Source organism: Rhodanobacter sp. AS-Z3, assembly GCF_029224025.1.
GTDB lineage: Bacteria > Pseudomonadota > Gammaproteobacteria > Xanthomonadales > Rhodanobacteraceae > Rhodanobacter.
The window spans coordinates 1,870,823-1,889,492 of the sequence record NZ_CP119392.1 but is presented as its reverse complement, the minus strand read 5'-3'; the positions used below and the strand labels follow the sequence as shown (position 1 = coordinate 1,889,492).

Here is an 18,670-nt window from a genome sequence, read left to right as displayed (position 1 = left end):
GTGACGTGGGGGAAACGCTGCGTCTTGAACGAATCTACCCGCGCTGGCGCTGCCACGCACGCGCGGCCTGCCACGCCTGCAGCGCCGTCGCCAGTCCGGTACGCGGCTGACCTGCCTGCAAGGTGGCCAGCGCATCGCCGGAACGCACGGCGCGCTGCGCCAGCTTGTTGGCATGGCGCGACTCCAGCGCGCGAAATACGCTCAACGGTCCCGCCAGCTTGGCCGATGCGCTCCAACTGGCCAACAAGTCTTCCAGTTGCGCCTTGATCGCCTGCTGCCGCGCTTCACTGCTGCCACGCAACTGCGTGCGATCCAGACCATGCCGGGCCAACCGCGCCATCGGCAGCGGCAGGCGGTCGCGTTCGGCGTCCGAGTCCAGCCGCAGCAGCGCATACAAAAGATGATTCAGCACCGCCACGCGCGCGGCATGTTCGCACGACGCGTTTGCGCCGTACCACCACGCCGTTTCCAGCGCAGCCAGTGCGCCATGCAGCGGCATCGCCGCGTCGATCTGCCCGGCGAAGTCGGCCGCGGTGCCCTGCTCCAGCTGTGACATCGCCGCCAGCACCGGCGCCAGCCACACCTCGCTGGTGATCATATGCGCGCGCTCGTCGTCGAACAGCACCTGGCTCAGTGGATGGCGACCGCCGCTGGCCGCGGCGCCGGCCAGCTCCTCGGCCCACCAGCCGAGCTTGGCGACAGCGACCTGCGGTTCGCGGATGCCGTAGGCCGCGCCCAGCAGCTCCTGTTCCAGCGCCGCCAGCGCAACATGACCGGGGTAGCGGCGACCATCGACAAAGGCCAGCGCAATGCGCTGCTGCGGTTGCACCGCCAGCCACTTGTCGATGAAGCCCTGCAGCACCGCGTTCTGTTCAATCAGCTCGATCATGCGACGCTCGGTTCGCGTTGCAACAGCGCGAGCAATTCCGCCGGATGATTCACCACCCGATCGGCGCCCCAGTCACGGGGATCGCCGCCATCCAGATAACCCCAGCTCACCGCCACCGTGTACAGCCCGGCGGCCTTGCCGGCCTGGATGTCGCGGCGATCATCGCCAACGAACAGACAATACTCTGGTGTCAGCTGCGCGCGCTCGCAGGCCAGCAGCACTGGTGCCGGATCGGGCTTCTTCACCGGCAAGGTGTCACCGGAAACCACCGCACTGGCGCGCTCGGCCCAACCGATGCGTTGCACCAGCTCATCGGTGAGGAACGCGGCTTTGTTGGTGACGATGCCCCAACGCAGCCCCTGCGCCTCGATCCCTGCCAGCAGCTCATCCACACCGTCGAACGTTTGTGTTTGCTGCGCCATCACTTGCTGGTAGAGCTCGAGATAGCGCGGCACCCGCGCCAGCAAGGCATCCTCGTCTAGATGGGCAAACGCGCACCGCAGCACGGCGCGCGCACCGCGCGAAACCACTTCGCGCACTGGCCCGTAGGGCGGCGGCGGTACGCCCTCTTCCGCACATTGCGCCAGCAAGGCAGCGTAGAGGTCAGGCGCGCTGTCGAGCAAGGTGCCGTCCAGATCGAACAGCACGCCCTGGATGTCTTTCGGAAGCGAACGACTCATGCCGGCTTGCGTGCGCTGAGCACGTAATTGATGGCGGTGACCTTGCTCAGCCATGCCTTGCGGGTGAGCGGGTTGTAGCCCAGACCGGAGACGTCTTCCAGTTCCAGTCCGGCCTGGCGCAGCAGACGACCGAGTTCGGAGGGCTTGAGGAATTGCGCGTAGTGATGGGTGCCTCGCGGCAACATGCGCATCACGTATTCGGCGCCCACGATGGCTGCGCCGAACGCCACCGGCGTGCGATTGATGGTCGACATGAACAAGCACGCGCCGGGCTTCAACATCGCAGCGAGGTCGTTCACCAGCGCCGCGGGGTCGGGCACATGTTCAATCAGTTCCATGCAGCACACCGCATCGAAACTTTCCGGCTCGGCAGCCGCCAGCGCAGCCGAGGACTGCACGCGGTAATCAACACTCAGATTCGACTCGTGCAAATGCAGCTTCGCCACGTCAATAACCTTGCTGCCCATGTCGATACCGGTGACGCGTGCGCCAGCGCGCGCCAGCGCCTCGCTGAGCAGGCCACCGCCGCAACCGACATCGACTACCCTCGCATCGCGCAGATCGGTGCGTGCGGCGATGTAGGCGGCGCGCACCGGGTTCAGATCATGCAAGGGGCGCGACTCGCCATCCGGGTCCCACCAGCGTGCCGCCAGGCTGTCGAAGCGGGCAATTTCATCGGGGCTGACGTTGGCGACGGTCATGCTGGAATCCATGATAAGCGGTGATTCTATTGAAGAGTGCGGCCAGGGATGGCCGCCTTTTGCTGTTTGCACTCACGGATGAGCGCAAAAATTCAGGTCTGCCATTCGTATACCGTTATATCCCAGCCACCACTGATGTGCGCCGGGTCGTTGTTCGCGATCGACGTGGCTTCTGCCAGATCACTCGCCTGCAGCAAATAAGCGCCGCCGGATTTGTCGCTGAAGCCACCGGAAAGCTCCACCTGCCCCTGTTCACGCAGGCCATCGAGATACGCCAGATGCAGCGGTATCACGGCCGGATCAAGATGCGGCCTGCGCATCAGCAGGATCAGGTAACGACTCACCGTGGACTCCCTATCAGGCCGAGGCAATGCGCTCGCGCCAGGCGCGTGCGCGGGTCAGGATGGCGCCGGTGTCCATATCCACCAGCTCACGCGCCGCCAGCTTGCGTACGCCGGCGATCCACACATCGCTGACCTGATGCCGTCCGGTCGCATAAACCAGTTGCGAGATCACATGAAACATCGGCTGGGTTTCCAGATCACTCAACCGTACGGCGGCGAAGTCAGCCTGCTTGCCGACCTCGATTGAACCGATTTTTGCCTCCAGCCCGATCGCCTTGGCACCGTTGAGGGTGGCCGCACGCAGTGCGAACGCCGCGTCGAATGCCGCGGCGTCACCGGCCACCGCCTTGGCCAGCAAGGCGGCGGTACGCATTTCACCGAACATGTCCAGGTCGTTGTTGGATGCGCAACCATCGGTGCCGATCGCCACGTTGACGCCCGCCTTGCGCAGCTTCTCTGCGGGGCAAAAACCGGAGGCCAGCTTGAGGTTGGATTCCGGACAATGCACCACCGATACGCCGGCCGCGGCGCATGCGGCAATCTCGCCATCGGTCAGCTGGGTCATATGCACGGCAACCAGTCGATCATTGACGATGCCCAGCTTCTGCAGCCGCTGGAACGGGCGCAACCCGCTCTTGGCTTTTTCGTCTTCGACTTCCTGCGCGGTCTCGTGCGTGTGCAGATGCACCGGAATGTCCAGCTGATCGGCCAGCACGCGGATGCGCTCGAAGCTCTCATCCGACACGGTATACGGTGCATGCGGCACGAACGCGGTGGTGAGCAGGCTGTCGCCGATGAAGCTGTCGTGCACTTCGCCGGCGCGCTCGAAGTATTCGTCCTGGGTTTTCGCCCAGGCGGTGGGGAACTGGATCACCGGCAGGCCTACTACCGCGCGAAAACCCAGCTTGCGATAAGTGGCGCCGATCACGTCGGGGAAAAAATAATTCTCGTTGGCGCAGGTGGTGCCGCCGCGCAACATCTCGGCCACGGCCAGCTCGACGCCATCACGCACGAACTCCGGCCCGATCACCTTTGCCTCGGCCGGCCAGATGTGCTGCTGCAGCCACACCATCAGCGGCAGATCATCGGCGAGTCCACGCAGCAAGGTCATCGGGTTGTGCGTGTGGCTGTTGATCAGACCGGGGATCAGTGCATGTTCGCGCAATTCGACGCGCTCGCGCGGCGCATAGGCTGCACGGGCATCAGCAATCGGCAGCAAGGCGACGATACGATCGCCGTGTACCACCACAGCATGATCTTCCAGCACCACCGCATGCGGCTCGATCGGCACAACCCAGCGCGCCTCGATCATCAAGTCGACGGATTGCGGATTGATCTGGCTCATTGGTTAGCTCCATGCAGCAGTACTAGTGAATACGACATGGGGCGGCACACCTTGCGGCGCCCGCCCCATTCGCTTTACCGGTCACGCGCTTGCACGACCGTTTCGATCAGCGAGGGGAGCGCGAGGCTCCCATCACTCACTTCACGCGGCTGTCGTACTCGCCGGTGCGGGTGTCGACCTTGATGATTTCGTCCTGATTGACGAACAGCGGCACGCGCACCACCGCGCCGGTTTCCAGCGTGGCCGGCTTGCCGCCACCGCCCGAGGTGTCGCCGCGAACGCCCGGATCGGTCTCGACGATCTTCAGCTCCACGAACTTCGGTGCCTGTACGGCCACGATGCCGCCGTTGAACAAGGTGACCACGCACTCTTCCTCGCCCTTCAACCACTTCCAGGTATCGCCCATCGCGGTCAGCGTGGCGGGCGCCATCTCGAAGGTCTCCATGTTCATGAAGTTCCAGATGCGGTCCTTGCCGATGCCGTCGATGAAGGACAACTGCATGTCGGTATCGGTGGCGTCGGCTTCCTCGAAGGAGTCGCTCGACTTCAGCGTCTGCTCGGTGGTGCGACCATCCTTCAAGTTGCGGATGCGAATGCGGGTGAACGCCTGACCCTTGCCGGGCTTGACGAAGTCCGCTTCGGTGATGATCCACGGATCACCATTGTGAAGGATCTTCTTGCCCGTTTTGACGTCGTTGAGGCCAAGGGTCGCCATGCGCTATCTGCTCCGGAGTCGATTTCGCCCGAGGGGCGGCTAAAATGGATGTCTGTCACGGGCGTCATTGCCCGATCCAAGGCCCGATATGATAACCGCAAGCCCCCATTCCCGCCTATCGCCTGTCATATCCGACTGGCGCGAGCTCTGGCGCGATGCGATCACCGATCCGGCCGAACTGTTGCAGGCGGTAGGGCTGGGCCATCGCAGCGACTTGCTGCCAGCGGATGATGCCGGCTTTGCGTTGCGGGTCCCGCGCGGATTCGTGGCACGGATGCGTCACAACGACCCGACCGACCCGCTGTTGTTGCAGGTGCTGCCGCAACGGTTCGAGCACGATCAGGTCGACGGTTTCACCAGCGATGCCGTAGGCGACATGGCCTCGAAGTCCGGCCAGGGCTTTTTGCACAAATACGATGGTCGCGCCCTGCTGATCGCCAGCGGCAGTTGCGCGGTGAACTGTCGCTACTGCTTCCGTCGCCATTTTCCGTACGGCGAGGAGATTGCCGCGGCCTCGCAATGGCATGACGCACTGGCACAGCTCAAGGCCGACCCGTCGATTCGCGAGCTGATCCTGTCCGGCGGTGACCCGCTGGCGCTAGCCACCCACAAGCTGGCGGAGTTGAGCCATGGCCTGGCCGAGCTGCCACAGGTGATCCGCCTGCGCATCCACACGCGCCTGCCGGTAGTGTTGCCGGAGCGAATCGACGAAGCCTTCATTGACTGGCTGGGCGCCCTCCCGCTGCAAAAAGTCGTGGTATTGCACGCCAACCACGCCAACGAACTGGACGCCAGCGTCGATGCCGCCGTGGCTCGGCTGAAGACTGCCGGGGCGACCGTGCTCAATCAATCCGTGCTGCTGCGCGGAGTCAATGACGACGCCGAGCTACTGGCGCTTCTGTCCGAACGTCTGTTCGCCGCCGGCGTGCTGCCTTACTATTTGCACCAACTGGATCGAGTGCAGGGCGCGGCTCATTTCGAGGTCAGTGACTCCCGTGCCCAGGCATTGATGAACACGTTGCGCACACGCCTGCCGGGTTATCTGGTACCTCGTTTGGTGCGCGAAGTCGCTGGCGACGGCTCCAAGCGCCCGCTGTGAGGCTGCTCCGCATGCCTTCGATGCCGTTTTTTGCTGGCGACTGCAAGCAGAATCCGTTACAACCTATAGCCAGACCCATCCCGCTCGGCCTATCCGAACCGCCCTCGATGACCACCGGACAGCATCAGGCCACATGAAAAACGATTACGTCATCAAGATTCTCTTCGTCGAGAGCTCGCTCGAAGAGGCCGAACAGATCATCAGCCTGCTGCGCAACAGTGGTATCGCCGTTCGCCCGGCTCGCGCCACCAACGTCGAACAGATGCAGGCCGCGGTCAGCGAGCTGGAACCCGACCTGGTCATCTTCGATTCGGCGGTCACCACCATCAGCCTGGACGAGGCGATGAAGGTGCTGGAGGCTTACGGCCGTGACTTCTCGCTGATTGGCCTGGTCAATGCGATGGACAACGAGTTGGTCGCCGACCTGTTCGCCCGCGGCGCCCGCGGCATCGCTTCGCGCAGTCATCCCAAGCAACTTATCGCGGTGCTGAAGCGAGAGTTCGACGCGCTGCGTACGCGGCGCCAGGTTCGCTGGCTGCACACCGCCCTGCGTGAAACCGAGCGCCGTTGCGACGCGCTGCTCGACTCGTCCACCGATGCCATCGCCTACGTGCACGAAGGCATGCATGTTCGCGCCAACCAGTCCTACCTGGACACGTTTGGCTACGAAAGTTTCGATGACCTGCTCGGCTTGCCGCTGCTGGACATGATCGACTCTTCCAACGCCGAAGAAATGAAGACCTTGCTCAGGGGCCAGGCGCACCAGGGCAAGTTCCCCGCGCAGTTGACCCTGCGAGCGCGCCGCGCCGACGACACCCGCTTTGATGCCACCGTCGAATTCACCCCGGCCACCTTCGAAGGCGAACGCTGCCTGCAGATCGTGTTCCGCCGGCAAATGGTCGACCCCGCCGTACTGGAACAGCTGCAGCGCGACTCGGTTACCGGCCTGTACAACCGCACGCACATGCTGACCCAGGTCGACGACGCAATCACCGCAGCTGCCAAGGGCAAGAAGGGACAGTGCCTGCTGCTGATCGAGCCGGACAACTGGACCGGCCTGGTGGGCGGCATTGGCCTAGGCAAGGCCGACGAATTGCTGGCCAGTTTCGCCGATCGAATCCGCATGCTGCTCGGCGCCGACGATATCGCCGGCATGCTGGCTGATCACACCCTGGGCGTGTTGCTGGACACGCGTACGGACGAAGCCGTTCGCGAATGGATCGCGAAACTGCAGCACAGTGTCAGCAACGAGATTTTTGATGCCGGCACGCGCTCGATGTCGGTCACCGCCAGCGTTGGCGGCAGCCTGCTCGGCGAAAAGAACGCGAACAGCGAGCTGCTGCTCAACCAGGCCAGCAACGCCTTGCGCACCGCGCAGAGCCTTGGCGGCAGCAAGGTGGAGCTGCACGACCCGGCGGCACGAGAGAAGGCCGACGAAGAGCGGGATCGCTACTGGCTGGATCTGCTGCAGAAGGCATTAGCTGGCGAAGGCCTGGTGCTTTATCACCAGCAAACCATCAGCCTGCAGGATGCCGAAGGTGACTATTCGGAAGTGCTGCTGCGCATGAACGGCCCGCAGGGAGAAGTGCTGCCAGGCTTCTTCATGCCGATCGCCGAGAAGCACAACCTCACCACGGCAATTGACCGCTGGGTGCTGGAGCGGATCATCAAGATCCTTCAGGAGCACGAACGTTCCGGCTTGCAGACCACACTGTTCGTCAAGCTCACGGCGGCGTCGCTACAGGACGAAACGATGCTGCCGTGGCTGGCCGAGCGGATGCAAAAAGCCCCGTTGAAGCGTTGCCAGCTGGTGCTGGAAATGACCGAGAGCAAGCTGATGACCTTGCTGCGGCCGGCGCAAGAGTTCGTCAACGGCTGGAAAAAGCTCGGCGGACGTTTTGCCCTGGAACAGTTTGGCTCAGGCCTGAACTCGTTCCAGTTGCTCAACCACGTCGACGCAGACTATCTGAAGATCGACCGCAGCTACATGGCCGAACTGCCGCAGCATCCGGAAAGCCAGAAGAAGATCACCGAAATCTGCCAGCAAGCTCACGAGTTGAAGCGTCAGGCGATTGCCGAGTGGGTGGAGGACGCCACCAGCACCTCGTTGCTGTTCTCCTGCGGCGTGGACTTCGTGCAGGGTAACTTCCTGCAGATTCCGCAGCGACTGGAATAAGCACGAGGGACGCCGGGCAAAATCCGGCGATCCTGTCGCAGGCAATAAAAAACCCGCGGAGCGATCCGCGGGTTTTTCGTGCGCAGCGCGCAATCGCCGGAATTACTCGGCAGCGGCAGCAGCCTTGGCCGCAGACTTGGCAGCCGCAGCGGCAGCCACGTCTTCCTTGATGCGCGCAGCCTTGCCTTCCAGCCCACGCAGGTAATACAGCTTTGCGCCACGGACCTTGCCCTTGCGCTTGACGGACACCGAATCGATGGCCGGGCTATGCGCCTGGAACACGCGCTCCACGCCGGTACCGTGCGAAATCTTGCGCACAGTGAAGGCCGAATGCAGGCCGCGGCTACGCTTGGCGATGACGATGCCTTCGAAAGCCTGCACGCGCTCGCGGTTGCCTTCCTTCACCTTGACGTTAACGACAATGGTGTCGCCGGGGCCAAATTCCGGCAGCTGGCGGGTGATCTGCTCGGATTCAAACTGTTCAATGATCTTGTTCATGGCGCACCTGTCGGTTCACTTAAATCGAAAGCAATGTTGCGGTCACTCGACCGCATCGTCTTGCCGTGATTGCCCCTGCAAGGGATGTTCACGACGGAATTCATCCAGCAAAGCCCGGGAAGTCGCATCCAGTCCATGCTGTGACAACAAGTCCGGACGGCGCAACCAGGTTCGTCCCAGCGATTGCTTGAGGCGCCAGCGGGCGATCGCCGCATGGTCACCGGAGAGCAACACCGCCGGTACCGAACCCAGTGCATCCTGCACCGGTTTTGCATAGTGCGGACAGTCGAGCAACCCATTCGAGAATGAATCCTGCTCGGCCGATGCCGCGTCGTTCAACGCGCCATCCTGCAAACGCCCTACCGCGTCGATGATCACCGCCGCAGCAAGTTCACCACCGGACAGCACATAATCGCCGATGGAGAGCTCCTCGTCGACCTCGTGCGCCAGCAGACGCTCGTCCACACCTTCATAACGCCCACAAAGCAGGCCGATACGCGGCAGCCTCGCCAGCGCTTCCACCCTGCCCTGCGTCAGCCGCGCTCCCTGCGGACTGAGATAAACCAGATGCACCGGTTCCGGTGCCGCCTCACGCATCGCCGCCAAAGCGGTGCGCAAAGGTTCAATCATCATCACCATGCCCGGACCGCCGCCATACGAGCTGCTGTCCACACTGCGGTGCTTGTCGCTGCTGTAGTCGCGCGGATTCCAGGTTTCCACCTGCAACAACTGACGTTGCTGCGCGCGTCCCACCACACCAACCGCAGCACACTGACGCACGAAGTCGGGAAACAGGCTGACGACGTCGATACGCATGATCCTTGACCCTTTAGCCCGCGAAACCGGCGACGTCAGAATTCAGGATCCCAGTCCACCACCATGCGCCCTGCAGACAAGTCCACCGAACGCACATACGAACCCTGGATGAAGGGAACCAGCCGCTCGCGCGCACCGTCCCGGACCACCACGACATCGTTGGCACCGGTGGCGAACAGGTGACTGACCCGCCCCAGTGACACATCCAGCGTGGTGACAACCTCGAGTCCTTCGAGATCGACCCAGTAATATTCACCTTCCGCCGGATCAGGCAGTTGCGCGCGGGCGACATAAATGTCGGTACCGATCAGCGCTGCTGCCTGTTCGCGAGTGTCCACGCCCGGCAATTGGGCAACCATGCCCTTGCCTTGCGTACGACCCTTGGCTCCGATGATCTCGCGTTCCGTACCGGGCGCTGCACCGAGCAGCCACGGTTGGTAATCGAAGATCCGCGTACGTGGCTCGGCCCAGGATTCGATCTTGAGCCAACCCTGCACACCGTACAGCCCGACGATGCGCCCAATCAGGACGCGCCGACTGGCTGCCGTCATGCTCAGGCAGCCGGCTGCTGCAGCTTGCCGGCTTCCTTGACCAGGGCAGCGACCTTGTCGGTCAGCTGGGCGCCCTTGCCCACCCATTCCTTCACGCGCTCGATGTTCAGCTCAAGGCGCTTGTCCTTGCCCGACGCAACCGGGTTGTAATAGCCGACGCTCTCGATGTTGCGGCCGTCGCGCTTGTTGCGCTGATCGGTCACGACAACGTGGTAGAACGGACGGCCCTTGGCGCCACCGCGCGAAAGACGAATCTTGACCATGGTAAAACTCCAGAATTGCCGAACCGGCGGCAGGCACACGAGAGCCGTGCGCGGTAAACGGGGCATTTTAGCGGTTTTTCGAAAAAAGGGAAGAGCTCAGGACAGGAGTGAGGGGCGAGAAGTGAGAAACGAGAGAGAACCCGCCTCAGTGCGCTTGGCGCAATTCTCAATCTTCTCCACTGGTTTCTCGCCTTTCAGCGCATCGGCGGCAGACCACCCATGCCACCCATGCCCTTCATCGCGCCGCGCATCTGTCGCATCAGGCCCTTGGTGCCGCCCTTGGACAGCTTGGACATCATCTTTTCCATCTGCATGTACTGCTTCAGCAGACGATTGACGTCAGCCGGCTGCGTACCGGAACCACGAGCCACACGGGCACGGCGCGAGCCATTCAGCAAGTCCGGATGGCGGCGCTCCTTCTTGGTCATCGAATTGATGACCGCAATCATCTTGTTCATTTCGCCGTCGTTGACCTTGGACTTCACGCTGTCCGGCAGATTGGACACGCCCGGCAGCTTGTCCATCAGACCAGCCAGCCCGCCCATGTTACCCATCTGTTCCAACTGATCCTTCATGTCGTTCAGGTCGAAGCGCTTGCCCTTCATCACCTTTTCGGCGAGCTTCTGCGCCTTGTCCTGATCGACCTTGCGCTCCACTTCCTCGACCAGCGACAACACGTCGCCCATGCCGAGAATGCGCTGAGCAAGGCGGTCAGGATGGAACGGCTCCAGCGCGTCGCTCTTTTCGCCCGCGCCGAGGAACTTGATCGGCTTGCCGGTGACATAGCGCACCGACAGTGCCGCGCCGCCACGGGCGTCGCCGTCGGTCTTGGTCAGGATCACGCCGGTCAACGGCAGCGCTTCGTTGAACGCCTTGGCGGTGTTGGCAGCATCCTGGCCAGTCATCGAGTCGACCACGAACAAGGTTTCGATCGGGGTGATCGCGGCGTGCAGCGCCTTGATCTCGGCCATCATCGCCTCGTCGACATGCAAGCGACCCGCGGTATCGACGATCAGCACGTCGACCACTTCGCGACGCGCCGCAGCCACCGCCGCCTTGGCGATCGCCACCGGGTCCTGGCCCGCCTCGGACGGGAAAAACTTCACCCCGACCTGTTCGGCCAGCGTGCGCAGTTGTTCAATGGCCGCCGGACGATACACGTCGCAGCTGACCACCATCACCTTTTTCTTCTTGCGCTCGGTCAGCAACCGCGCCAGCTTCGCCACCGTGGTGGTCTTGCCCGCACCCTGCAGGCCGGCCATCAACACCACCGCCGGCGGCTGCTGTGCCAGATTCAGCTCACTGTTGGCCGCGCCCATCACCACGGTCAACTCGTCACTGACTACCTTGACCAGTGCCTGGCCTGGCGACAGGCTCTTCATCACGTCCTGGCCGACCGCGCGCACCTTGATCCGCTGGATCAGCGCCTGCACCACCGGCAGCGCCACATCCGCCTCCAGCAGCGCGATGCGTACTTCGCGCAGGGCCTCGCGGATATTCTCCTCGGTCAGTCGGCCGCGACCACGCAGGCGGTTGACGGTGGTGGAAAGGCGTTGACTGAGCGACTCGAACATGGCGGAACCGGCAAACGGGAAAGCGGTGATTATAGCTGACCGAACCGGCCGCTTCGCATGCACGCCAGCAAGCGCCTGTGCGACACTTCGCGGCTATGACCACACACGTGCTCGCGCTGCTCGCCATCGTGCTCTACCTCGCCGCCACCGGGGTGCTCGCCCGTCCATTGCTAAGCGGCGGCCAGCCACTGAATCGACTCGCACTGGGCCTGGCCGGGATGGCCGTAATTCTGCACGGCGGCATTCTGCTGGGCATGCATCGCGGCGCGCTGGACCTGCACTTCTTCGCGGCGCTGTCACTGGTTGCCTTCGTGGTCTCGGCGCTGACGCTGCTGGTGAACGCCTCGCGCCCGGTCGCCGCACTGGGCGTCATCGTGTTCCCGCTGACCGCTCTGCTGGTGGCCGTGGACAGCTTCCTGGCCCCACCGACGCTGCCGCAACCGATGGACTGGCAGATCAAGCTGCATGTGACAGTGGCACTGATTGCGTTTGGGATTCTGTCGATAGCCGCCGTGTTTGCAATCCTGCTGGCGATTCAGGAGCGCGCACTGCGGCATCGCCAGTTTGGCCGCTGGTTGCGCGCACTGCCGCCACTGACTTTGACCGAAACCCTGCTGTTCCGTCTGATCAGCGCCGGTTTCGTGCTGCTCTCGCTGACCCTGCTGACTGGCGTGCTGTTCGTGGACAACCTGTTCGGCCAGCATCTGGTGCACAAGACCGTGCTGTCGATCGTCGCCTGGCTGGTGTTCGGCGTACTGCTCTACGGCCGCTGGCGGTATGGCTGGCGTGGCAAGCGCGCAGTTAACCTGACCCTGGTCGGCATGGCCGTGCTGGCCTTGGCGTTCTTCGGCAGCAAGGCGGTGCTGGAACTGGTACTGCACCGCCCAATCTAGATGCCGCTCAACGGCAGGCGTCGATCGCCTCGCTCAGCCGCTCCACGCCGACGACTTCCATGTCACCCACCTTGCCGCTCTTCGGCGCGTTCGCCTTCGGCACGATGGCGCGCTTGAAGCCGTGATGAGCGGCTTCTTTCAGACGCTCCTCGCCGTTCGGCACCGGGCGAATCTCACCCGACAGCCCGACCTCACCGAACGTGATCGTGTGCTCCGGTAACGGCCGGTCACGCAGACTCGACAGCACTGCCAGCAACACGGGCAGGTCGGCTGCAGTTTCCTGCACACGAATACCACCGACCACGTTGACGAACACGTCTTGATCGTACGCCGCTACCCCGCCATGCCGATGCAGCACGGCCAGCAGCATGGCCAGACGATTTTGCTCCAGCCCCAAGGTAACCCGACGCGGGTTGCCCAGCGAGGACTGATCAACCAGCGCCTGCACTTCGACCAGCAGCGGCCGGGTACCTTCACGAGTCACCATCACCGCACTGCCCGAGGTCGGACCGGCATGCGAAGACAGGAAGATTGCCGACGGGTTCGGCACCTCGCGCAGACCCTTGTCGCTCATCGCGAACACACCCAACTCGTTGACTGCGCCGAAGCGGTTCTTGAACGCGCGCAGCACGCGAAAACGACTGCCGACTTCACCCTCGAAATACAGCACCGCATCGACCATGTGCTCGAGCACGCGCGGGCCGGCGATACCACCTTCCTTGGTGACGTGGCCGACCAGGAACACCGAGGTGCCGGTCTCCTTGGCGAAGCGGGTGAGCTTGGCGGCCGATTCGCGCACCTGGCTGACCGAGCCGGGCGCCGCGGTGAGCAATTCGGTCCAGATGGTCTGGATCGAATCGATCACCAGCACTTTCGGTCGCGTCGCCATCGCCTGTTCGAGAATGCGCTCGATGCAAGTTTCCGCGAGCGCCTGCAGCGGTTCCAGCGGCAAGCCCAGACGTTGCGCGCGCGAGGCAACTTGCGCCAGCGACTCTTCGCCAGTGACATACACGCTGGGCAAATGCGCGCCCAAGGTACCCAGCACCTGCAGCAGCAAAGTCGACTTGCCGATACCAGGATCACCACCGATCAGCACCACCGAACCCTGCACCAGACCGCCGCCGAGCACGCGATCCAGTTCGCCGATGCCGGTCAGCGCGCGCGCCTCGGTGGTCAACATCACTTCGGTCAGCGGGGTGATCTTCGGCGACCCGGCGGCTGCGCCCGCGTAACTTGAACGCTGCGCGCCCACCGATGCCTTGCCCGCAGTGGCGGGCTCCAGCACGATGGCGCTGAGCGTATTCCACACGCCGCATTCAATGCACTGGCCCTGCCATTTACTGTGCTCGGCGCCGCACTCGGTGCAGACATAGGCGGTCTTGGCTTTGGCCATGCGAAGTTCCAGAAAAAGCGAGGTGAGGAAGCGCAGCTTAGACTGCGATCATCGCAAACCGCGAGACGCCGCAGTCAACGCGAGCTGTCAGCGTTCGTCTTCAAACGCGCAGCTTATTGCTCGTCATCAACGAACAGCACCCGACGCGTCATGCCGCAGGTAAGGTCATAGGAAATCGTGGCCGACTGTGCCGCGATGGTTTCAGCGGGCAATGCCGGGCCCCACAACACCACGCGATCACCGACCTTTGCCATCGATGCCTTGCGCAGGTCGAGCGTGATCAGGTCCATCGACACGCGACCGATCAACGGAACCACGCAATCGCCCACCAGCACCGGCGTGCCCGCTACCGCGCTGCGCGGGTAGCCGTCGCCGTAACCAACCGCTGCAACGCCGACCGGCATGTCCTCGGGGCAGGTCCAACTGCCGTTGTATCCGATCCGCTCGCCTTTGCCGATCCGGTTGATCGCGACCAGCCGGGTGGACAGTGTCATCGCTGGACGGAAGCCGAAGTCGGCCCCCGTCTTGCCCTCCACCACTGACAAGCCATACAGCAATCCGCCGGTGCGTACCCAATCGGCGCGCGCTTGGGGCCAGCCGAGCACGGCAGCGGAATTGGAAAGCGAACGGGGTCCGTCAAGACCTTGAGTCAACGCATTGAAACGTTCGATTTGCGCGGCAGTCGGAAGACCACCAAAGACTTCAGACTCGGCGAAATGCGTAAGCAGCCCGATCGCCGGGTCCACCCCGGGCATGGCCGCCAGCCGCGCATGCACCTCGGCGACCCGCTCGGGAGCAAAACCCAGACGATGCATGCCGGTGTCGATCTTCAGCCAGATGCGCAGATGACCGCGCGTCGGCACGGCCTCCGCCAACCAGGCCAACTGAGCGTCGTGATGAATCGCCGCCTCCAGCCCCAGCCGCTGCATCTCGGCAATATCGCTGGCCTGATCCGGACCGGACAGCACCACGATGCGCTGACGATGTCCGGCCGCGCGCAAGCGCAAGCCGTCTCCCAGCGCCGCCACCGCGAAGGCCTCTGCCTCTCCGTTCAACGCGCGCGCCACGCGCTCCAACCCGTGACCGTAAGCATCCGCCTTGACCACAGCCATCACCTGCGCCGGTGCAGCCAGCGCCTTCAACCGCGCCAGATTGTGGCGCAATGCACCGAGATGAATGGTGGCGACGGTAGTGCGACTCATCGAGATCCCGCCACGACGTCAGTCGAACGAACCGACAAACGAATCAGAAGCGTAATTGACGAACTGGGTGTAGTGACCAAGGAAGGTCAACTTGCAGGTATCGGTGGGACCGTTGCGCTGCTTGCCGATGATGATTTCGGCGACGCCCTTGTCCGGCGACTCCTTGTTGTAGTACTCGTCGCGGTAGATGAACATGATCACGTCGGCGTCCTGCTCGATAGCACCGGATTCGCGCAAGTCGGACATCATCGGACGCTTGTCTGCGCGTTGTTCCAGCGAACGGTTCAACTGCGACAGGGCGATCACCGGCACGTTCAACTCCTTGGCAAGTCCCTTCAGTGAACGCGAAATTTCTGAAATTTCGGTGGCGCGATTCTCCTTGTTCCCGGGCACCTGCATCAGCTGGAGATAATCGATCACGATCAAACCCAGCCCCCCGTGCTCGCGGTGCAGCCGACGGGCGCGCGAACGCATTTCCACCGGCGACAGACTGGGCGTGTCGTCGATGAAGATCTTGGCCTCGGAAAGCAGCGCAATCGCGTTGGACACGCGCGGCCAGTCCTCTTCCTGCAGATCGCCGTTGCGCAGGTTCTGCTGGTGGATGCGGCCTACCGATGAGATCAACCGGAACGCAAGCTGCGAGGATGACATTTCCATCGAAAACACCACTACCGCCTTCTTGCCGCCCAGTGCGGCAGCCTCGGCGATGTTCAGCGCAAACGCCGTCTTGCCCATCGACGGACGCGCCGCCACGATGATCAGATCCGACGGCTGCAAGCCGGAGGTAAGCTTGTCCAGGTCGGTAAAACCGGTGCTGACACCGGTGAGCTGGCCGCGATTCTCGTAGCGCTCGGTGAGCAGCCGGAAAGCGTCCTTCACCGCCTCACGCATCGATACCGAATCCTTCTTGCCACGCGCACCGGATTCAGCAATGTGGAACACGCGCTGCTCGGCGCTTTCCAGCACCTCCTGCACGCTCTTGCCTTCGGGTCGATAACCGTCCTCGGTGATCGACGTGCCGGCATCGATCAACTGACGCAGCACCGATTTCTCACGCACGATTTCCGCGTAAGCGGCGATATTCGCCGCACTGGGCGTGCTGTTGGCCAGCTCGATCAGGTAACCCGCACCACCGACCATCTCGGCCAGTCCGTTGGTTTCAAACCAGTCGCCCAGAGTTACCGCATCACACGGCATGCCCTTGTTCGCCAGCTCGTTGATCGCCCGCCAGATCAATCGATGATCCTTGCGGTAAAAGTCGCCCTCGGCCAGCCGATCGGCCACTTTGTCCAGCGCATCAGGCGCCAGCATCAAACCACCCAGCACGGCTTGCTCGGCGTCGATGGAATGCGGCGGCACCCGCAGCGCCTCGATAGCCGGCGATGAAGGTTTGCGATCAGGGGCGAAAGACATGCACTTACCTCGGGAGAATTGCCTCCACCAACGACGTGCGGCGCACCAATCATTCGTGGGTAGTCGTACCCCCACCATCATGCGCGGCGGCGTCTCACCCGTCGAGACAATAAGTCTGTGGATAAGCTGTGAGTTGATGGGGATAAGGCAGGGAACGGGGAACGGGGAACGGGGAGAGCATCGCACCGCTCCGCCTTTGTTCCCTGTTCCCTGTTCCCAAAAACAAACGGGCGCCTTGCGGCGCCCGGATGCTTCCATCGGGTCGATGGGGGTGAAACTTACTTGTCGCCGACCACGATCACCTTGGCGGTGGTCTGGACATCGGCATGCAGGCTGATCACCACGTCGAATTCGCCGGTGTTGCGCAGCGGACCTTCGCCCAGGATCACTTCGTTCTTGTGAACTTCGTGACCAGCAGCCACCAGTGCCTCGGCGATGTCGCGCGGGCCGACCGAACCAAACAACTTGCCTTCGGCACTGGCATGCGCGGTGATCGTCACCGACGCGTCAGCGAGCTTGGCCTTGCGTGCTTCGGCATCGGACAAGGCGGTATTGGCCTTGGCTTCGTACTCAGCGCGACGCTGTTCGAACGCAGCCAAATTGGCGGCATTCACGCGGACAGCCTTGCCTTGCGGCAGGAGGAAATTGCGACCGTAACCCGGCTTCACGACGACCTTGTCGCCCAGCGTGCCGAGGTTGCGGACTTTCTGCAGAAGAATGAGTTCCATGATGCTTCCCTTTTCGTTAGCGCCGGTGTGGCCCGACGCAGCCAGAGGACGGTTGTCCGAAGGATGTCTGCAGCTCCGCCCGGCCGAAGCCGGGCAGAACCTTGAACCGCAGCGTGATGCTGCGGTTCGTCACGATCAGACGTCGTGGTTGTCGGTGTACGGCAGCAGCGACAGGAAGCGGGCGCGCTTGATCGCGGTGGCCAGCTGACGCTGGTAACGCGCCTTGGTACCGGTGATGCGGCTCGGCACGATCTTGCCGTTCTCGGTGACGTACTGACGCAGGGTGTTGAGATCCTTGTAGTCGATCTCCTTCACGTCTTCGGCAGTGAAGCGGCAGAACTTGCGGCGGCGGAAAAATTTGGACATGGCTGTGCTCCTGATCAGTCGTCGCTGTCGCGATCGTTGTCGCTATCGTCGCGGTCACGACCGCGGCCCTCGCCATCACCTTCGTCGTCGCGACGACGAGTGGTTTTGGCATCATCCTTTTCTTTCGATTTCAGGATGAAGGACGGCTCGATATCGGCCTCGTCACGACGGATCACCAGGTGACGCAGCACGGCGTCGTTGAAGCGGAAGCCCGACTCCAACTCGTTCAGTGCGTTCTGGCTGACTTCGATGTTGAGCAGCACGTAATGTGCCTTGGCCAGGTTCACGATCGGATAGGCCAGCTGACGACGGCCCCAGTCTTCCAGACGGTGAATCTTGCCGCCGTCGGTCTCGATCAGCGCTTTGTAGCGCTCGAGCATCGCGGGGACCTGCTCGCTCTGGTCCGGATGGACCATGAACACAACTTCGTAATGACGCAGGGTCATTGTGGGTTGACTCCTTGTGGATGCGGCCTTGCGGCCTCGCAGCCTCCCGCTGATGCGGTGAGGCAAGTGTCCTGCCGGCGCCTGTTTAGGGTGCGGACAGAAGCGGAATTGTACGGTGCCGGCGCAGGCACACGCAAGCCATTGATGACACAAGGCTCGGCGCAACGGGCCGAACGCCCTCAAACCGCGACTAATCGTGCTCGCTGAGGCCGGGCGGCGACTCAGCTGACCGTGAAGCTCTCGCCACAACCGCAGGCGCCGGTCGCGTTCGGGTTGTGGAATACAAAGCTGGCATTCAGGCCCTGTCGCTGAAAGTCGATCACGGTGCCGTCGACCAGCGCCAGGCTCTTGTCGTCAACGATCAGCGGCAGACCATCCACCTCGACCACGTGGTCGTCCTCGCCCTTCGACTCGGCCAGATCCACCACATAGGCAAAGCCGGAACAGCCGGTGCGCCTGACCCCAAAGCGCACCCCGGCCGCCGTGGGTGTCGAGGCCAGGAAATGGCGCATGCGTTCGTTGGCGGCGGCAGTGATGGTGATGCTCATGACCATAGATCCAAACTCGAAGTGACCCGG

General features: G+C 62.9%; 21 protein-coding genes. 3 read left to right on the top strand and 18 right to left on the bottom strand.

Annotation, left to right across the window (positions count from 1 at the left end):
- Positions 1-34: 34 nt before the first annotated feature.
- From PY254_RS08250 to efp, 6 genes are all read right to left on the bottom strand, one after another.
- The gene (locus PY254_RS08250; RefSeq protein ID WP_281014980.1) at positions 35-889 is read right to left on the bottom strand and encodes an isoprenoid biosynthesis enzyme family protein; all 855 of its coding nucleotides are present in this window, start codon (positions 887-889) and stop codon (positions 35-37) included.
- Positions 886-1,569: a phosphoglycolate phosphatase gene (gph, locus tag PY254_RS08245; protein ID WP_281014979.1), complete on the bottom strand. Its 684-nt coding sequence runs from the start codon at positions 1,567-1,569 to the stop codon at positions 886-888. Before gph ends, PY254_RS08250 begins: the two co-directional genes overlap by 4 nt.
- On the bottom strand, positions 1,566-2,270 hold the full coding sequence (gene ubiG, locus PY254_RS08240; RefSeq protein WP_281014978.1) for a bifunctional 2-polyprenyl-6-hydroxyphenol methylase/3-demethylubiquinol 3-O-methyltransferase UbiG: 705 nt from the start codon (positions 2,268-2,270) through the stop codon (positions 1,566-1,568). The genes gph and ubiG overlap by 4 nt, the downstream gene beginning before the upstream one ends.
- A 92-nt stretch (positions 2,271-2,362) precedes the next feature.
- On the bottom strand, positions 2,363-2,614 hold the full coding sequence (locus PY254_RS08235) for a YciI family protein (RefSeq protein WP_281014977.1): 252 nt from the start codon (positions 2,612-2,614) through the stop codon (positions 2,363-2,365).
- Between the two features lie 13 nt (positions 2,615-2,627).
- Complete coding sequence (locus tag PY254_RS08230; protein ID WP_281014976.1) at positions 2,628-3,959, bottom strand: TRZ/ATZ family hydrolase; 1,332 nt, start codon at positions 3,957-3,959, stop codon at positions 2,628-2,630.
- 136 nt (positions 3,960-4,095) lie between these two features.
- A complete protein-coding gene (efp, locus tag PY254_RS08225) occupies positions 4,096-4,674 on the bottom strand; it encodes an elongation factor P (protein WP_281014975.1) in 579 nt (192 codons plus the stop codon).
- Positions 4,675-4,762: 88 nt separating this feature from the next.
- Between efp and epmB the strand changes: the two genes are divergently transcribed.
- Together epmB and PY254_RS08215 are read left to right on the top strand one after the other, a co-directional pair.
- The gene (epmB, locus tag PY254_RS08220) at positions 4,763-5,773 is read left to right on the top strand and encodes an EF-P beta-lysylation protein EpmB (protein WP_281014974.1); all 1,011 of its coding nucleotides are present in this window, start codon (positions 4,763-4,765) and stop codon (positions 5,771-5,773) included.
- A 133-nt stretch (positions 5,774-5,906) separates the two neighbouring features.
- Positions 5,907-7,949: an EAL domain-containing response regulator gene (locus tag PY254_RS08215; RefSeq protein WP_281014973.1), complete on the top strand. Its 2,043-nt coding sequence runs from the start codon at positions 5,907-5,909 to the stop codon at positions 7,947-7,949.
- Positions 7,950-8,051: 102 nt separating this feature from the next.
- Here the strand turns inward: PY254_RS08215 and rplS are convergent, their stop codons facing one another.
- From rplS to ffh, 5 genes are all read right to left on the bottom strand, one after another.
- Positions 8,052-8,447, bottom strand: coding sequence for a 50S ribosomal protein L19 (rplS, locus tag PY254_RS08210; RefSeq protein ID WP_281014972.1), 396 nt, complete (start codon positions 8,445-8,447; stop codon positions 8,052-8,054).
- A 42-nt stretch (positions 8,448-8,489) separates the two neighbouring features.
- The gene (gene trmD / locus PY254_RS08205; protein ID WP_281014971.1) at positions 8,490-9,263 is read right to left on the bottom strand and encodes a tRNA (guanosine(37)-N1)-methyltransferase TrmD; all 774 of its coding nucleotides are present in this window, start codon (positions 9,261-9,263) and stop codon (positions 8,490-8,492) included.
- 35 nt (positions 9,264-9,298) lie between these two features.
- Positions 9,299-9,814, bottom strand: coding sequence for a ribosome maturation factor RimM (gene rimM / locus PY254_RS08200; RefSeq protein WP_281014970.1), 516 nt, complete (start codon positions 9,812-9,814; stop codon positions 9,299-9,301).
- Between the two features lie 2 nt (positions 9,815-9,816).
- Positions 9,817-10,077 (bottom strand): 30S ribosomal protein S16, encoded by a 261-nt coding sequence (gene rpsP, locus PY254_RS08195; RefSeq protein WP_281014969.1) that lies wholly within the window; start codon positions 10,075-10,077, stop codon positions 9,817-9,819.
- Positions 10,078-10,271: 194 nt separating this feature from the next.
- Positions 10,272-11,651, bottom strand: coding sequence for a signal recognition particle protein (gene ffh, locus PY254_RS08190; RefSeq protein WP_281014968.1), 1,380 nt, complete (start codon positions 11,649-11,651; stop codon positions 10,272-10,274).
- Between the two features lie 95 nt (positions 11,652-11,746).
- Here ffh and ccsA point away from each other — a divergent pair, with 95 nt between their 5' ends.
- A complete protein-coding gene (gene ccsA / locus PY254_RS08185) occupies positions 11,747-12,544 on the top strand; it encodes a cytochrome C assembly family protein (RefSeq protein WP_281014967.1) in 798 nt (265 codons plus the stop codon).
- Between the two features lie 7 nt (positions 12,545-12,551).
- Here ccsA and radA read toward each other — a convergent pair whose 3' ends face one another.
- The 7 genes from radA to PY254_RS08150 all read right to left on the bottom strand — a co-directional run bounded on the left by radA (position 12,552) and on the right by PY254_RS08150 (position 18,640).
- Entirely contained in the window at positions 12,552-13,937 is a 1,386-nt protein-coding gene (gene radA, locus PY254_RS08180; RefSeq protein WP_281014966.1) for a DNA repair protein RadA, read from the bottom strand.
- A 113-nt stretch (positions 13,938-14,050) separates the two neighbouring features.
- Positions 14,051-15,139: an alanine racemase gene (gene alr / locus PY254_RS08175; protein ID WP_281014965.1), complete on the bottom strand. Its 1,089-nt coding sequence runs from the start codon at positions 15,137-15,139 to the stop codon at positions 14,051-14,053.
- 18 nt (positions 15,140-15,157) lie between these two features.
- On the bottom strand, positions 15,158-16,630 hold the full coding sequence (locus tag PY254_RS08170; RefSeq protein WP_345781835.1) for a replicative DNA helicase: 1,473 nt from the start codon (positions 16,628-16,630) through the stop codon (positions 15,158-15,160).
- Positions 16,631-16,830: 200 nt separating this feature from the next.
- The gene (gene rplI / locus PY254_RS08165; protein ID WP_281014963.1) at positions 16,831-17,280 is read right to left on the bottom strand and encodes a 50S ribosomal protein L9; all 450 of its coding nucleotides are present in this window, start codon (positions 17,278-17,280) and stop codon (positions 16,831-16,833) included.
- 135 nt (positions 17,281-17,415) lie between these two features.
- Complete coding sequence (gene rpsR / locus PY254_RS08160; RefSeq protein WP_007081973.1) at positions 17,416-17,646, bottom strand: 30S ribosomal protein S18; 231 nt, start codon at positions 17,644-17,646, stop codon at positions 17,416-17,418.
- Between the two features lie 14 nt (positions 17,647-17,660).
- The gene (rpsF, locus tag PY254_RS08155) at positions 17,661-18,092 is read right to left on the bottom strand and encodes a 30S ribosomal protein S6 (RefSeq protein ID WP_281014962.1); all 432 of its coding nucleotides are present in this window, start codon (positions 18,090-18,092) and stop codon (positions 17,661-17,663) included.
- A gap of 221 nt (positions 18,093-18,313) precedes the next feature.
- Complete coding sequence (locus tag PY254_RS08150) at positions 18,314-18,640, bottom strand: HesB/IscA family protein (RefSeq protein WP_281014961.1); 327 nt, start codon at positions 18,638-18,640, stop codon at positions 18,314-18,316.
- Positions 18,641-18,670 lie beyond the last annotated feature (30 nt).

What these genes read in the sequence shown, in the direction of transcription:
- PY254_RS08250 (WP_281014980.1), bottom strand. Translation starts at nt 889, where the DNA reads ATGATCGAGCTGATTGAACAGAACGCGGTGCTGCAGGGCTTCATCGAC.
- gph (WP_281014979.1), bottom strand. Translation starts at nt 1,569, where the DNA reads ATGAGTCGTTCGCTTCCGAAAGACATCCAGGGCGTGCTGTTCGATCTG.
- ubiG (WP_281014978.1), bottom strand. Translation starts at nt 2,270, where the DNA reads ATGACCGTCGCCAACGTCAGCCCCGATGAAATTGCCCGCTTCGACAGC.
- PY254_RS08230 (WP_281014976.1), bottom strand. Translation starts at nt 3,959, where the DNA reads ATGAGCCAGATCAATCCGCAATCCGTCGACTTGATGATCGAGGCGCGC.
- efp (WP_281014975.1), bottom strand. Translation starts at nt 4,674, where the DNA reads ATGGCGACCCTTGGCCTCAACGACGTCAAAACGGGCAAGAAGATCCTT.
- epmB (WP_281014974.1), top strand. Translation starts at nt 4,763, where the DNA reads ATGATAACCGCAAGCCCCCATTCCCGCCTATCGCCTGTCATATCCGAC.
- PY254_RS08215 (WP_281014973.1), top strand. Translation starts at nt 5,907, where the DNA reads ATGAAAAACGATTACGTCATCAAGATTCTCTTCGTCGAGAGCTCGCTC.
- rplS (WP_281014972.1), bottom strand. Translation starts at nt 8,447, where the DNA reads ATGAACAAGATCATTGAACAGTTTGAATCCGAGCAGATCACCCGCCAG.
- trmD (WP_281014971.1), bottom strand. Translation starts at nt 9,263, where the DNA reads ATGCGTATCGACGTCGTCAGCCTGTTTCCCGACTTCGTGCGTCAGTGT.
- rimM (WP_281014970.1), bottom strand. Translation starts at nt 9,814, where the DNA reads ATGACGGCAGCCAGTCGGCGCGTCCTGATTGGGCGCATCGTCGGGCTG.
- rpsP (WP_281014969.1), bottom strand. Translation starts at nt 10,077, where the DNA reads ATGGTCAAGATTCGTCTTTCGCGCGGTGGCGCCAAGGGCCGTCCGTTC.
- ffh (WP_281014968.1), bottom strand. Translation starts at nt 11,651, where the DNA reads ATGTTCGAGTCGCTCAGTCAACGCCTTTCCACCACCGTCAACCGCCTG.
- ccsA (WP_281014967.1), top strand. Translation starts at nt 11,747, where the DNA reads ATGACCACACACGTGCTCGCGCTGCTCGCCATCGTGCTCTACCTCGCC.
- radA (WP_281014966.1), bottom strand. Translation starts at nt 13,937, where the DNA reads ATGGCCAAAGCCAAGACCGCCTATGTCTGCACCGAGTGCGGCGCCGAG.
- alr (WP_281014965.1), bottom strand. Translation starts at nt 15,139, where the DNA reads ATGAGTCGCACTACCGTCGCCACCATTCATCTCGGTGCATTGCGCCAC.
- PY254_RS08170 (WP_345781835.1), bottom strand. Translation starts at nt 16,630, where the DNA reads ATGGTGGGGGTACGACTACCCACGAATGATTGGTGCGCCGCACGTCGT.
- rplI (WP_281014963.1), bottom strand. Translation starts at nt 17,280, where the DNA reads ATGGAACTCATTCTTCTGCAGAAAGTCCGCAACCTCGGCACGCTGGGC.
- rpsR (WP_007081973.1), bottom strand. Translation starts at nt 17,646, where the DNA reads ATGTCCAAATTTTTCCGCCGCCGCAAGTTCTGCCGCTTCACTGCCGAA.
- rpsF (WP_281014962.1), bottom strand. Translation starts at nt 18,092, where the DNA reads ATGACCCTGCGTCATTACGAAGTTGTGTTCATGGTCCATCCGGACCAG.
- PY254_RS08150 (WP_281014961.1), bottom strand. Translation starts at nt 18,640, where the DNA reads ATGAGCATCACCATCACTGCCGCCGCCAACGAACGCATGCGCCATTTC.